General features: G+C 61.2%; 11 protein-coding genes. 9 read left to right on the plus strand and 2 right to left on the minus strand.

The window, feature by feature from the left end:
• Window positions 1–2 precede the first annotated feature (2 nt).
• From ACR9Y2_RS12160 to ACR9Y2_RS12185, 6 genes are all read left to right on the plus strand, one after another.
• Window positions 3–1817: an exo-alpha-sialidase gene (locus tag ACR9Y2_RS12160; RefSeq protein WP_435041558.1), complete on the plus strand. Its 1815-nt coding sequence runs from the start codon at window positions 3–5 to the stop codon at window positions 1815–1817.
• Window positions 1818–1970: 153 nt separating this feature from the next.
• A complete protein-coding gene (locus ACR9Y2_RS12165; protein WP_435041559.1) occupies window positions 1971–2324 on the plus strand; it encodes an ArsR/SmtB family transcription factor in 354 nt (117 codons plus the stop codon).
• Between the two features lie 71 nt (window positions 2325–2395).
• The gene (gene arsB / locus ACR9Y2_RS12170; RefSeq protein WP_435041561.1) at window positions 2396–3481 is read left to right on the plus strand and encodes an ACR3 family arsenite efflux transporter; all 1086 of its coding nucleotides are present in this window, start codon (window positions 2396–2398) and stop codon (window positions 3479–3481) included.
• Between the two features lie 14 nt (window positions 3482–3495).
• Window positions 3496–3912 carry an arsenate reductase ArsC gene (locus tag ACR9Y2_RS12175; RefSeq protein ID WP_435041562.1) on the plus strand — a complete coding sequence of 139 codons (417 nt, stop codon included), beginning with the start codon at window positions 3496–3498 and terminating at the stop codon, window positions 3910–3912.
• Between the two features lie 156 nt (window positions 3913–4068).
• Entirely contained in the window at window positions 4069–4890 is an 822-nt protein-coding gene (locus ACR9Y2_RS12180; protein ID WP_435041563.1) for a ThuA domain-containing protein, read from the plus strand.
• Window positions 4891–4904: 14 nt separating this feature from the next.
• Entirely contained in the window at window positions 4905–5702 is a 798-nt protein-coding gene (locus ACR9Y2_RS12185; RefSeq protein ID WP_435041564.1) for a sugar phosphate isomerase/epimerase family protein, read from the plus strand.
• Between the two features lie 157 nt (window positions 5703–5859).
• Here the strand turns inward: ACR9Y2_RS12185 and ACR9Y2_RS12190 are convergent, their stop codons facing one another.
• Complete coding sequence (locus ACR9Y2_RS12190) at window positions 5860–6483, minus strand: hypothetical protein (RefSeq protein WP_435041565.1); 624 nt, start codon at window positions 6481–6483, stop codon at window positions 5860–5862.
• Window positions 6484–6814: 331 nt separating this feature from the next.
• Here ACR9Y2_RS12190 and ACR9Y2_RS12195 point away from each other — a divergent pair, with 331 nt between their 5' ends.
• Window positions 6815–7987: an acyltransferase family protein gene (locus ACR9Y2_RS12195; RefSeq protein ID WP_435041566.1), complete on the plus strand. Its 1173-nt coding sequence runs from the start codon at window positions 6815–6817 to the stop codon at window positions 7985–7987.
• 113 nt (window positions 7988–8100) lie between these two features.
• Here the strand turns inward: ACR9Y2_RS12195 and ACR9Y2_RS12200 are convergent, their stop codons facing one another.
• Window positions 8101–11628 (minus strand): carboxypeptidase regulatory-like domain-containing protein, encoded by a 3528-nt coding sequence (locus tag ACR9Y2_RS12200; RefSeq protein ID WP_435041567.1) that lies wholly within the window; start codon window positions 11626–11628, stop codon window positions 8101–8103.
• A gap of 519 nt (window positions 11629–12147) precedes the next feature.
• On the opposite strand from ACR9Y2_RS12200, the gene ACR9Y2_RS12205 reads away from it, so the two are divergent.
• Together ACR9Y2_RS12205 and ACR9Y2_RS12210 are read left to right on the plus strand one after the other, a co-directional pair.
• On the plus strand, window positions 12148–12546 hold the full coding sequence (locus ACR9Y2_RS12205) for a hypothetical protein (RefSeq protein ID WP_435041568.1): 399 nt from the start codon (window positions 12148–12150) through the stop codon (window positions 12544–12546).
• Window positions 12547–12624: 78 nt separating this feature from the next.
• On the plus strand, window positions 12625–13530 hold the full coding sequence (locus ACR9Y2_RS12210; RefSeq protein WP_435041569.1) for a hypothetical protein: 906 nt from the start codon (window positions 12625–12627) through the stop codon (window positions 13528–13530).
• Window positions 13531–13659 lie beyond the last annotated feature (129 nt).

A 13659-nucleotide genomic window follows, 5' to 3' on the forward strand; every position in this document is an offset into this window, starting at 1 on the left:
CCATGACCAGACGAGACTTCTTCGCCACGAGCGCGATTCTAGGTGTTCCTTTGCATGCGGCCGGGCCGGGCCAGCCGGACTGGCGCAACGTCAAGCACGGCTGGCAGATTCCACGGGAAGGCTATAGCGATCAGCCCTACGTTGTGGTGACGCGCGATGGCAACTGGCTGTGCGTGTTGACGACGGGGCGTGGCGTGGAAGGGGAACCGGGGCAGCACATCATTTCGACGATCAGCACGGACCAGGGACAAACCTGGTCCGCGCCCATCGACATCGAGCCGGCGGATGGACCGGAAGCGTCGTGGGTGATGCCGTTCATTGCTCCGGGTGGGCGGGTGTACGTCTTCTATACATACAACTCAGAGAATCTGCGGCTGGACACGCGCAGCAACAATCCCAGGGTTGGGCGGCGGGTGGATACTCTGGGCAAGTACGCATACAAGTACTCGGACGATCACGGGCACAGCTGGTCGAAGGAGCGGTACTTTATTCCGATGCGGCCGATGCGGATCGACCGCGAGAACGCCTGGGCAGGGGAGTTGATGTACTTCTGGGGGGTGGGCAAGCCCATCCTGACGAGCAAGAAAGAGATGATCTTCGGGTACGCCAAAGTGGGGAAGTGGGGCGATCCGGGCAGCATGGTGACGTCGCAGGGCGTCTTTATGAAGAGCTCGAACATTGCCACGGAGAAGGATCCGGCGAAGCTGCATTGGGAGCTGCTGCCGGAAGGGGAAGAAGGACTGCGGGCCCCGAAGAATCCGGTGTCGGATGAAGCGAACCTAGTGGAGTTGAGCGACGGCAGCCTGTATTGCACGTATCGCAGCATCGACGGGTATAACTGTGCGGCGTATAGCAGGAACGGCGGGAAGACTTGGACTCCGCCGGCGTACGCGACGTACACGCCCGGAGGCCGGCCGATCAAACATCCGCGGGCGGCGAACTTTGTGCGCAAGTTCAGCAACGGGAAGTTCCTGCTGTGGTACCACAACCATGCGGGCGAAGCCGTGCACGCGCAGAAGTGGCCGTATTACACGGGCAGGAATCCGGGCTGGATTACGGGCGGTGTGGAAAAGAACGGGTTCATACACTGGAGCCAGCCGGAGATCCTGCTGTACGACGACAACCCGGATACGCGCATCAGCTATCCGGATTTTGTCGAGGACAAGGGGCGCTACTACATCACCGAGACGGTGAAGACGTACGCCCGTGTGCATCCGATTGACCAGACGCTGCTGGATGGGATCTGGAACCAGCTGGACAACAAGACCGTGGCGACGGGCGGGCTGGTGGCTACGGCGGCCGGGCCGGCTATGTCCGTGGCGCTGCCGAAGCTGGCGGAGCTTTCGGCGGGCGGCGGTTTCTCGCTGGAGTTCTGGGTGAAGCTGAGCGAACTGTCGGAGGGCCAGGTGCTGTTCGACACGGTGACTTCGTCGGGGCAAGGCGTATCGGTGCGGACGAGCGACCGGTTCACGCTGGCGCTGGCGATGAATGACGGGCGGACACGCGCGGCGTGGGACAGCGATCCGGGGACGCATGCGGGTACGCTGCGGTCGGGCACGTGGCAGCACGTCGTGTTCATTGTCGATGGCGGACCGAAGATCATCAGCGTGATGATTGACGGGATCCTGAACGATGGCGGAGCGGTTCGCGATTACGGGTGGGGGCGGTTTGGCGCCGAGCTCGGCGATGTGAATGGCGAGGCCCAGGCCAAGGTGGGCCCGAAGGTCTTTGGAGAGATGCGCAAGCTGCGGGTTTACAGCCGGGCGTTGCGGACCTCTGAGGCTGTTGGCAACTATCGCGCCGGCATCGACGCGTAAGAGAGTTTTCTCCCTCTGCCGGGGCTCGGCGAACTGGCCATCGCGATTCGCCGAGCCCCGATGAGCCGCTGTTTCCCGGCGGCTACTCCCCTATTGGTGACTGCCGCGTTGACGCTTCGGTTGCGCAGTGCTATCGTGAATCGACGATAGACTATGAAAAAGAAACCTGAGCCGACGCCGCTGTGCTGTCCCCCGTTGGAACCGCAGGCCGAGTCGCAGTTTGTGTCGCTGGAGGGGGCTGGCGCCGATGAAGAACTGGCTCGCCTGGCCAAGGCGTTGGGGCACCCCGCGCGGGTGCGGATCATCCGGATGCTGTCGTTGAAGGAAGCGCGTGTTTGCAGTCAGATTGTGGACGAATTGCCGCTGGCCCAATCGACGGTCTCGGAGCATCTGCGAATCCTGAAGGAAGTGGGGCTGGTGCGGAGCAGCCAGGAGGGTACGCGCATTGGCTATTGCATCAACTACAACACGCTGCGGAAGTTGAAGGCGCTGGTCGCGATCATCTAGGAGTTTGTCTGCCCATCGTCATCTGACGAAATGAGTATGAATGGGGCCCGGTGCCCGTGAAGTATACGAATATGTCCTCTGCCACAACAGCCCGCCTGTCTTTCCTGGACCGCTACCTGACCCTGTGGATCTTCACCGCCATGGCCATTGGCGTTGGGTTGGGGTACGGGATGCCGGGGATTGTCCCATTTCTCGACCGGTTCAGCGTGGGCACCACATCGATCCCCATCGCGATCGGCCTGATCCTGATGATGTATCCGCCGCTGGCGAAGGTGAAGTACGAGGAGATGGGCCGCGTGTTCCAGCACCGGCGAATCCTGGTGCTGTCGCTGATCCAGAACTGGGTGGCCGGGCCGATTCTGATGTTCACGCTGGCGGTGCTGCTGCTGCGGGACAAGCCGGAGTACATGACCGGGTTGATCCTGATCGGCCTGGCGCGCTGCATTGCGATGGTGATTGTGTGGAACGACCTGGCTGGTGGAGATCGTGAGTATGCCGCGGGCCTGGTGGCGCTGAACTCGCTGTTCCAGGTGTTCTTCTTTTCGGTCTACTCTTACTTCTTCCTGGCCACGGTGCCGCGCTGGCTGGGGCTGCGGGCGGTGGAAGTGGACATCTCGATGGGCGCGATCGCGCAGAGCGTCTTCATCTATCTCGGTGTTCCGTTCCTGGCCGGGATGCTCACTCGCTTCGTGCTGCTGAAGGCGAAGGGCCGCGACTGGTATGAGCAGAAGTTCATTTCGCGGATCAGTCCGCTGACGCTGATCTCCCTGCTGTTCACCATTGTGGTGATGTTCAGCCTGAAGGGCGAGATGATCGTCCAGTTGCCGTTCGACGTCATCCGGGTGGCGATCCCGCTGACGATCTACTTTGTCCTGATGTTCTTCGTCTCGTTCTGGATGAGCCGGAAGGTGGGGGCGAACTACGCGGAGTCGGCTACGTTGTCGTTCACTGCGTCGTCGAACAATTTTGAGCTGGCCATTGCGGTGGCGATCGCGACGTTTGGGATCCACCACGGGGCGGCGTTTGCCGCGGTGATTGGGCCGCTGGTGGAAGTGCCGGTGCTCATCGGCCTGGTGAATGTGGCGTTGTGGATCAATCGCAAGTGGTTTGGGGGCGTATTCGGGGCGGTGGAAACCTGCCGGCCCGGGCGGGTGTGAAGGAAGGAATCCCGATGAAGCGAATCCTGGTTCTGTGTACGGGCAACTCGGCCCGCAGCCAGATGGGCGAGGGCCTGTTCCGGCAGGCCGGGGCGGGCGCTTACGAGGTGGAGAGTGCCGGCACGAAGCCGAGCCTGGTGCGGCCGGAGGCCATCGCGGTGATGCGGGAGTTGGGGATCGATATTTCGGGGCATCGCTCGAAATCGGTGAAGGAGTTCGAAGGGCAGTCCTTCGACTACGTGGTGACGGTGTGCGACAACGCGCGGGACAGTTGCCCTGTTTTCCCTGCGGGCACGCAGCGGATTCACTGGAGTTTCGAAGATCCGGCGGCGGTGGAGGGCAGTGAGGCCGAGCGGTTGGATGCGTTTCGCAGGATCCGGGACCAGATTCGCGCGCGTGTGGACGAATTCGCCGCGCGGCACGCAGGCTGACAAGCTCCGGTTAATTCGTCATTTCATTTTTTACCGGCTATTCTGATACAACCTGAGTGGGCCGTTTGCGCCGCGCAAAGGGGGTTGTTTCGAATGCACCGAATCGCCGGGTTATCCAGTTGTCGAGGACAAAGACCGTGTGGGCGACGCCTGCCGGTGTTGCTCGTGCTGGCTCTGGCGGCCACCGCGTTCGGTCAGGCGCAGACCGGGGCTGCGGCGCCCGCACAGCGTCCTAAGCAGGTTCTGTTTATCGGCGACGAGAAGGGTTTCCGGCATGAGGCGATCTCTCATGCGATGGCTACTGTGGAGCGGTTGGGCCGGGAGACCGGCTTGTGGGAGACGCACCTGCGAACCGACACGGAGCCGTTGACGAAGAAGAAGCTCGAATACAACGCCAAAAACCTGAACGATTTCGATGCTGTGATTTTCTATACGGGCGGCACGCTGCAGATGGACGAGCAGCAGAAGGCGGACCTGCTCTCGTTTGTACACGAGGATGGCAAGGGCTTCCTGGGCATACACAGCGCGGCTATCACTTTTGTACAGTGGCCGGCTTACGGCGAGATGCTGGGCGGCTATTTTGACGAGCATCCATGGGGCACTTTCGACGCGCCGGTGGTTGTCGAGGATCCGAACTTTCCGGGGATGCAGAAGTGGCCCGCGGCTCTCCAGCTAAAAGACGAGATCTACCAGATGAAGAACTACTCGCGCGCGAACACGCGGGTCCTGATGCGGCTGGATGCGTCGAAGGTGGATCTTGCCAACAAGAAGGTGAAGCGGGCTGATCGTGATTTCGCGGTGAGCTGGGTGAAGAGTTATGGGAAGGGACGCGTCTTCTACACGACGCTGGGCCATGTCCCCTCCAATTGGGACCGGCCGGACATGCAGGCGATGATGATTGGAGCGATCGAGTGGGCCACGGGTCAACTGGATGCGGATCTAACGCCGCGGCCGTTGCCGGCGAGTGCGCAGAAGTAAGAGGAGTTCACGGAATGATGCAGACGCGGCGCGGTTTTGTTCGGGTGTTAGCCGGGGGCGCTGCCTGTGCTCCCCTGATCGCGGGCAGACGCCTAAACATCGGCATTGGAGCGTATACGTATCACGCGATTTCGGTGGACGCGATGATCGAGCAATTGCGGGCCCTGAAGGTCACCGAGATCGAGATGTCGCGCGGCGAGTTCATGAATTTCAACAAACCGCCGGCCGAGTTGTTCGGGAGCTTCCGGAGCAAGATCGACGCGGCCGGGATCCGCTGTGTGTCGTACTATGCGCCAACCATCAAGGATAGGGCGGATCTGGATGGCGCGATCCGGTTCGCGCGGATCCTGGGCTGCTCGAACATCACGGGCGACCCGACGGGCACGGTCCTGAAGTATGTGGATGAGCGGATGAGTTCGGAGGGCATGAGCTTCGGCATCCACAACCACTATTTCAAGAACCGGAAGTTCGACTACGAGAGTCCGGAGGACATTCTGCGGGCCTTGGACGGCCTGTCGAGTACGGTGGGCTGCACGTTGGATGTTGGCCACATTGTGTCTTGCGGGCATGACACCGTGGATGCCGTCAGGAAGCTGGGATCGCGGCTGAAGCTGGTCCACCTGAAGGACATTCAAGCGCGGGGCGGGGAAGTGAACGTGCCGTTGGGGCAGGGGCTGTGCCGGATTCCCGAGGTGATGAGGGAGTTGCGGCGGATCGGATTCAAGGGTCTGATCGCTTTGGAATACGAGAAGGACGGCGACATCCTGGACGATGTGCGCCGGCAGATTGCGGTTGCGCGGAAGCTGGCGTAGGCGGCGTGGGCGCGAGCTGGCTTGCCGACACCAATCACGATGAACCCGGCCAGCCATGCCTGGCGCCCCGGGGTGGCAGTAGCCGGACTGGATCGCATCTCGATGGCGCCGGACAAACCACGCCCGGCGCCCCCTGCTGCAATGCAATGTTCGCGGACTAGTCAGTGACTACGGCGCCGGTCGTGGCGTTCACGTAGGTAAAGTAGCCGTCCTTCGCGCTGCCCCACATGATGTACCACACGGGAGCCGGGAACCGGGACGAGTTACCGAGAGTCATTGTGTACTTCATGCCTGCGTGAGTCTTCAGCCAACCCGCGGCCTTTTCGCTGGCAGTCTTGAAAGCGGCGTCAGAATCGACAAGGAACTCACCATTGACGAAAGCCTTGCTGTTCGGCGTAGCGCCGCCCCAAGTCTGCTTGTCGCTGATGTTCATGCCCTTATGGATGTCGGGGCCGCTATCGGCCACAGCCCAACTGAACGTCCGTGCTTCCTTCTTGCTGGGGGAAACGAAGACCGCCGTCCAAAGACCAGCCTTGCCGTCTTCATTCTTGATGTTCGCGACCTCGCCGCTCTTCAGATTGAGCGTCAGGAGATCGGGCGCCCAGGTCCGGGCGACTTTATACATCTCGAAGTAGGCCATGCGGGCCGCGACGGGCCCGGCAGGCTTCGCGGCTTCCTTCTTGGCCTCGGTCTCGGCTTTCGCACTTGGCGGTGGAGCCTCAGAGCAGCTCGACAAAAGAATGGCGGCAACAGTCACGGTTGCGGCAGAGAAGAGTTTCATACCCATTAGTCCATACCTCCGGACAGCACAATCATACACACTCGCATCGCCGATTACATCCCTCCCCCGCGGCCCGGCGGATGGCGCGGTGTTCATCTGCGAGCACCTCAACGAGTGAGGGTCTGAAGCTCCCCGCGGCAAGCGGTCTTTCTCTGCATCCGTTTATGGACGCTCGGCTGACGCCTCTTGATGATCGAATACAGGTAATTTAGGATCTGATTAAATAATATGCATGCAGACTGAAGTTTAAGGAACCCAGCCAGGCAGCGGCTCGTAGTCAGGAAGGAGTCTGACAAACTCCGGGCGCGCCGCGGCGCTCCACACAGAAACCATGAACCCATCGAATGTCCGCTACCACGCCCTGGACAGCATGCGAGCCTCCATGATGTTGTTGGGGATTTATCTGCACGTCGTTGTGGGATACTCCGGCGACGGGCACTGGCCCTATATCGACCCACATCCCAACACAGCCTTGTCGTTCACGCTCGGCATCATCCATTCCTTTCGCATGCCGGCGTTCTATGTGATGGCTGGTTTTTTCGGCGCCCTGCTTTGGAATGGGCGGGGGCCGGCCTCTTACATCAGCAATCGAGTCAAACGGGTTCTGGTGCCATTCGCCCTGTTCTGGGCCCTGTTGTTTCCCGTAATGGCGGTAATCGTCATCAGCCTGGAGAAGGGCACCCAGTACGTGATCCCCGCTTTTCTCAGCGGCGCAGTGTTGCGGCGGCTGCATCCGCTGCATCTGTGGTTTCTCGAGTATCTCCTGATTCTCTATGCCGTCGGCGGAATAGCCGCGTGGGCTTCCCGGTGGTTCCCCTCGGGACTGATGCAGCGCATCCAGTCCCTGTACCGCTGGGCCCTGCTCAGGCCGTACGCGCCCGCCCTATTCGCTCTTTTCTCCTGGCTGCAACTAACAGCCATGCGCGGGAATTTGAAAGACTGTGACGGGTTCATGCCGGAACTGCCGATCCTGCTGGCCTACATTCCGCCATTCACTTTCGGATGGCTGCTCTACGCGAATCGCGATCTCCTGGATAGATTCAAGCGGCATATCGGCATTTATGCGGCGCTGGCCGTGCCGGCATTCCTGGTATATGGCCTGGTTCCCGGCGGCACTCATCCGTACATAAAGGCCGCGGGCAACGTTTTGCTGTGCTGGTTCAATATTTTCATCTGCACGGGTCTGTTCCTGAAGTTGTGCAGCCGGCCGAGCCCGCGCTGGCGTTATATGTCTGACGCCTCCTACTGGCTGTTCATCATGCACATGCCGGTTGTTGTGGGCCTGCAGGTGGCGCTGCTTCCACTGCCGTTGCCGGCGTTGGCCAAGGTGCCCATTGTCCTTCTCCTCGCCGTCGGGATGCTCATCCTCTCGTATGACCTCATGGTCCGCTCTACCTGGATTGGAGCGCTGTTGAACGGACGGCGGTATCCGCGGCGACTGCCGGTGGATACTCCGGAACCGCAGCCGAAGATTGGGGACATTCGCCGGATTGAATCTGCCTGATGTGGGACCTGCTGGCCGGGCCGGAATGGGGCACGATGGGCCGACTGCAAACGACGAAGCCGCAACCCGATGGGGCTGCGGCTTCGTCGTTTGGAACGAGTGGCGGAGGACGGCTAGAAGGTAATTCTCAGCCGCAGGCGAATGGCGCGCCTGCTATCGACACCGTCCTGCGTGTAGCTTGTCAGCAGCCGGCCGAAATCTGGATTCGCCTGGACATCCTGGATCTCCGGCTTCAGCGTTGTCGGGTTGACCTTCATGGTGAAGTTACCCAGCGAGCCGATGTCGTAATTGTCGGGCGACTTCAGCGGGTGGTTGAGGACGTTGTTGGCGTCGGCGCCCAACTCGGCTTTGATGCGCTCGCCAAAGCGGAACGACTTGCGGACCCCGAGGTTCAGTCCGTAGGTGCCGGGTCCGGTCAGCAGGTTGCGGACCGCGACCTTGGGATTCGTGAACAGGTCTCCGCCCAGTGGCATGAGGCCGAAGGCATCGGGATTCCAGATGCGATCGCCGCTCTTGAGATTCGGATCGCCATTGACCACCGGCCGGAAGGCAGTGCCGTAGAAGCCGCCGGTGGCATCCACCGAGCCGGAAGCCAGGTTGCCGGGCGTGATGGGGTCGCAGTTGTCGCACAGCCAGAACGGGGAGAAGCCGGTGCCGGTTTTGGCGAACGCCTGCCAGGAGAGCTGCCAGCCGCCGACAAAGGTATCGGCCAGGCGGGACATGCCGGAGCCGAAGCGGGCATTTCGTCCGAACGGCACCTGAGCTACACCGTAGGTGATGAAGCGGTGGCGGGACGTGAAGGCGTCCATGCCGTAATCGGCTTCCGGATTGAACTGATTGTAGGACGTGCCGCCGAGGCTGGCGTTGCCGGTGTCGGGAGCGGTGGATTTCTGGTCCAGGAAGGTATAGGACGCGCTTAGGGTGAACCCGCCGGAGAAGCGGCGATTCACTTCGGTCTGGAACGCATGGCTGCGGCCATGGCCGAAGTTGCCGAAGCTGGTGAGATAGTTGCCCAGGTTCGGGTAGGGCAGGCGCTTGCGATCGGCGTCGGAGTAATCGCAGTCTCCGTCATCCGGCGTGCAGGCCGTGACGCCGTCGCCGATCGTCGTGCCAAACGGCTGATCGCTGGGCGGAATCATGTTGGCGTCGACACCGGAGATGAGGCGGTGCATCAGGGTGCCGAGATATGACACGCGGACCCCGGTTTGCCAGCCCAACTCGCGCTCCACGGTCACGTTGTACTGGTGAAAGCGCGGCTGCTTCAGGTCGAACGGCACCCAGTTGCCTGAGGTGATGCCGCTGAGATTGTTCAGCGCGCCGCCCGACATCGGGCTGGTGCCATGCGTCGCGCCGGGCCAGCCGGAGAGGGGTGAATCCGCGGTATTGGTCTTCGTGAGGCCCACCTGGAACGAGTTGGTGGCCAGGGGATCGCGAATGCCCTGTGCGGCCGAGGTGGGGTAGAACATACCATAGCCACCGCGTAGCACGAACTTGTCGGTCATCCGCCAAGCCAAGCCGATGCGCGGAGCGATGTTCCCGTAGTCCGTCCGCACGAGCGAGCGAGGCAAGTCCAGTTTGTCGGCCGTTACCACGCCGTAGGCGATATAGCGAGGGTCAACATAGGCCAGCGTCTTCTGGGAAGGCACGACGTAGCGGCCGCGCTTGCCGTTGCCCACGAAGTTTGGGTCGAAGTTCACCATCAGGTCGTTGTTCTCGGTGAACGGAGTGACGATCTCATAGCGCAGGCCCAGGTTCAGGGTCAGGCGGGGATGGATCTTGAAGTCGTCCTGGACAAAGTAGCCTTGTTCCCAGTTGTGCACATCCATGGGCGGGCGGAACTGGTTCACAAAGCTGACAGTATTGGCTGGCAGGCCCATCAGGAAGCGGGCCAGCGGATCGGTGCCTGCGCCGCTGTAGTTGATGAGACCGCGCGGGTTGCCGCGGCCGCTCGTGAAGCCGTCTTTCGCGGCATTGTACACCGCGTCAGCGCCGGCCTTGATCGTGTGCCGGCCCTTGAGCCAGGTGATGGTGTCGCCGAAGGTCACGAGGTTCTGGTCCAGAGGCCGGTAGGTATTGCGGCCGCCATTGCCCAGCCCCTGGAAGTTCGCGCCCAGATTGATGGCGGGGTGGCCGAAGGTGTCCAGGGCGGAAGGCGTGATGACATCGCCGTAAGCTTTGATGTCCGCGTCGTTGAAGCCGATGTTCTGCAGGAACTGACGCAGGGTGTTGTTGGAACGCCGCAGATTCGGCACACGGTTGAAGCCGCCGCGGGCTTCGTTGATTACTGTGGGCGCGAACATGTGGATCTCCGAGATGGAGAGCGTGTCGTTGCGGCGGTCGTTCTGCGTGAGACCCAGCGGAAGGAACGGCGCCACAACCGCGGCATTGGCCGAGACCTGACTTTGGGCGTTATAGACCACGTACAGGCGGTCGGCCTCCCGGAAGTCGTGATCGACGCGGATCGTGCCCAGGTTGCGCACCGAGGTGCCGGGCGCATTCGTCGAATACTCCACCAGGCGGCCATTGGCGGCATTGATCGGAGCGCTGGTGCTGATCTGCGGGAAGTAGCTTTGGACCAGTTTCGCCGTCGTCGAGTTCATCAGGCGCTGTGGAATCGAGGTGAAGCGTACTCCGGCGCCATCCACGGTATTCTGTGCGATCTCGGACGGGGTCAGGCTGACGCCGGCAGGAACCAGGGGCTTTACGGAATCCGCGACCTTGGTGAAATCGCCGGCCAGCAGCGAGGGGTGGGGCAGCCTGGTATTGCGAATGTATACGGGGCTGTTCAGATACTGCCGCTCGTACGCCGCAAAGAAGTAGGTGTTCTTGATCTTTGGCAGCGGTCCGCCGAACGAACCGCCGAACTCATTCAGGTTGAAGTACGGGTTCGGGTAGGTGGCGGTGGCCGGCGTTGGCACGAAGGCCGCCTGGCCGTTCTTGTCCCGGATGTCCCAGGCTGCCAGGGCTGAATTCTTGTTATCCCAGAAGGCCGAGCCGTGGTATTGCGCATCGCCGCGGCGGGTGCTGACGCGGATGTTGGCGATGCCCGCATACTCCGCCGTAAAGTTGTTGGAAAGTACGGTGACTTCGCCTACGGTTTCGAGAGACGGCTGGCTGGTGGTGGGACCGCCGAAGACACCACCATTGGTGCGCTGGCCATCCACCGAGAAGCTCGCCCCGTAGCTCTGGGCGCCCAGGAATTTGAAGCTACCGTTGGAGCTGCTCTGTGTGATGTTGGGGCTGAGATAGAGGAAGGACGTGTAGTCGCGGCTGTCGCGCGGCAGAGCTGTTACCTGCTCGTTGTTCAAAGAGCCGCCGACGGTGGGGTTGTCCGTCTGAACCATCGGCGCTTCTTCCCTGACCACTACCACCTCATTCGCACGGCCGATTTCCAGGTGGCCGTCCAGACGAGCCGTTTCGCTGGTCCTCAAGGTGACCCCGCTGATTTCCAAGGTGTTGAACCCTGTGGCTGCGAAGGCAACCTTGTAGCTTCCCGATTTGAGGCCCGTGGCCTCGTATTCACCCTCTGAGTTCGTCACGAGCGATCGGACAGATTGTGTCCCCAAGTCTGTGATCGTCACCTTGGCATTGGGTACACGGGCCCCGGAGATATCGGTGACCGTGCCGCGGATGCCGGCCAAGTCTGTTCCTTGTCCCCAAAGAGCCGCTGGTGCGACGCAGACTGCGACCGCAAGCATCAAGCTTGTGATCAAACGTCGATTGAGATGCAGCATAAAGCGCTCCTACCCCACAAGACTTCGCACTAGGGCAACTTGCCCCTGCGAGATGGTACGAAAGTGATACCATGCGCGAAATCCAAACACAAGTCAAAAGGAAATCAAACGATAGCATTGGAAATGATACACAGCGCCTATGATATGAAAATGAAGGACTTGCGCCAAACGTGCACTTCTAGTTCCAGTTAGACTCCAGGTCCCACTGGCCACAACTTATGTGCGTCCCGGGCAATAGTAGTGATTCAGTATGTTCTGCCTACCGGAATGTGAGGGGCAAATCACGGAGGGATTATCTGGATTAGAGGAGCGGCGCGATTGCCTCGGAGGGGATGTGCTGTCTCGGGTGACAAAGCCAGGTGGCCTGCGTACAATGACCAAACGGTTCAGATTTCGCGGCCTTGCCGCCAGGAGAGGTGATTGCTGATGAAACTCAAAGTCGGGCTGCTGTTGGCGGTCCTTTCGGTCGGAGGGCTGCTGGGGCAGGACGAAGCTCAGTTTCCCGGATGGATGAAGACGATTGGCGGCAACATGGGCGCCACGAAGAAGGCGATTGAAGCCAAGTCGGTCGACGCCGCTACCTCGGCGGCCAAAGTTGCGGATGCTTTCGACAAGGTGCACGGCTTCTACAAAACCAAGGCCGTTTCGGATGCGGAGCAGGCTGCAGCTACCGCAAAGGGCGCCGCGGCGGATGTCGCCAGGTTTGCGCAGGCCGGCGAATTCGACAAGGCGTCCACTGCATTCGCGGCGCTGGGCGGCACCTGCAAGGGCTGCCATGAAGCGCATCGCGAGAAGGCCGCGGACGGCAGCTACAAGTTGAAATAGCCCTGGCGTTCCCGCTGCCCCGCCGCTGGATCACCCCGCAGTCCGGAACCCGATTCCGGACTGCGGTGTCCCAATCGTATGGTCCGAGTTCTGTTGTTGCTGGCTGTCGCCCTGTTGTCCGGATGTGGCTCGCCGTTCGAGTTCAACCCCAGCGAGATGACACCCGACCAGATTGTTGACCGTTCGAGCCATCTCATCATCGGCGTCATCGAGTATCAGGTGCTGGAGAGTTGGCCGCTGGTCAGGACACCGGGAGAGAGGTCCAAGTACTGGAAGATCCTCCGCCGGCGGGTTCGTGTCGAGACGGTTCTGCGCGGAACGGAAGACCGGCGATCAGTCGACATTTACGAGGTTTACTGGGTCGGAGGTGCCTCGGGCCAGTGGAACTCGACCCGAAATGGCGAGAGATGCCTGTTCCCCTTACGCGTGGAGCACGGGCGATACCACTTGACCCGCGATTGGCTGCGGAGTATCTACCCCATCAACAGCGGGCGACACGATCGCTTGCCCCTGGACGGTTCGCATCCCTTTGGGGAGCGCTTTGCGCTGCTGAACAACTCGGTCGGACCCGGTTGGAATTCACGGTTGGCGGACTGGACTGCCGATCCCTTTGGCGCTCTCAGTCAGTGGCGCAAGGTAAAGCTCTGGCGGGGCCTGCTCAAACATCCGGATCGCGATGTGCGCCTCGCTGTATGCGAATCCCTGCTTTACTTCGGCTGGGCTCAGGATGAATGCTGGGATCAGTTTCCCGAGGCTGAGCGGGCCCTTCTGGACCGGCATCACTACATCATTCCTCCGGAGCGTGCCTGGCGCGAGAATCGCCAAGCGGAGAGTCGAATGGCTGCTCGTTGGGCGATGAACATCTCCAGAGCTACAATTGCGCCGTGGCAGATGGACAGACTTCGGCTCCACACCACCGTGAATAGCCGCCCACTCCGCACCCGGTTCTGCCGAGACTTCCTACGCCGCTTTCCCCTCGACTAGGACAACGGCTGTCCGGCCAACCTCCCGCCCCCCGCCACCATCGTTACGGACGATGGAGGCGTGCCGTTGCGCGGGGAGTGGCCCAAAGAACTCGTGGAGGAATGGAAGGCCGCGAGGCAGTAGACGCGT

It is taken from the genome of Paludibaculum fermentans, assembly GCF_051172195.1.
GTDB classification, from domain to species: domain Bacteria; phylum Acidobacteriota; class Terriglobia; order Bryobacterales; family Bryobacteraceae; genus Paludibaculum; species Paludibaculum fermentans_A.

Bases quoted from the DNA above. Each gene is read 5' to 3' on its own strand.
- ACR9Y2_RS12205 (WP_435041568.1), top strand. From the start codon at position 12,148: ATGAAACTCAAAGTCGGGCTGCTGTTGGCGGTCCTTTCGGTCGGAGGG.
- arsB (WP_435041561.1), top strand. From the start codon at position 2,396: ATGTCCTCTGCCACAACAGCCCGCCTGTCTTTCCTGGACCGCTACCTG.
- ACR9Y2_RS12190 (WP_435041565.1), bottom strand. From the start codon at position 6,483: ATGAAACTCTTCTCTGCCGCAACCGTGACTGTTGCCGCCATTCTTTTG.
- ACR9Y2_RS12165 (WP_435041559.1), top strand. From the start codon at position 1,971: ATGAAAAAGAAACCTGAGCCGACGCCGCTGTGCTGTCCCCCGTTGGAA.
- ACR9Y2_RS12210 (WP_435041569.1), top strand. From the start codon at position 12,625: ATGGTCCGAGTTCTGTTGTTGCTGGCTGTCGCCCTGTTGTCCGGATGT.
- ACR9Y2_RS12175 (WP_435041562.1), top strand. From the start codon at position 3,496: ATGAAGCGAATCCTGGTTCTGTGTACGGGCAACTCGGCCCGCAGCCAG.
- ACR9Y2_RS12195 (WP_435041566.1), top strand. From the start codon at position 6,815: ATGAACCCATCGAATGTCCGCTACCACGCCCTGGACAGCATGCGAGCC.
- ACR9Y2_RS12185 (WP_435041564.1), top strand. From the start codon at position 4,905: ATGATGCAGACGCGGCGCGGTTTTGTTCGGGTGTTAGCCGGGGGCGCT.
- ACR9Y2_RS12160 (WP_435041558.1), top strand. From the start codon at position 3: ATGACCAGACGAGACTTCTTCGCCACGAGCGCGATTCTAGGTGTTCCT.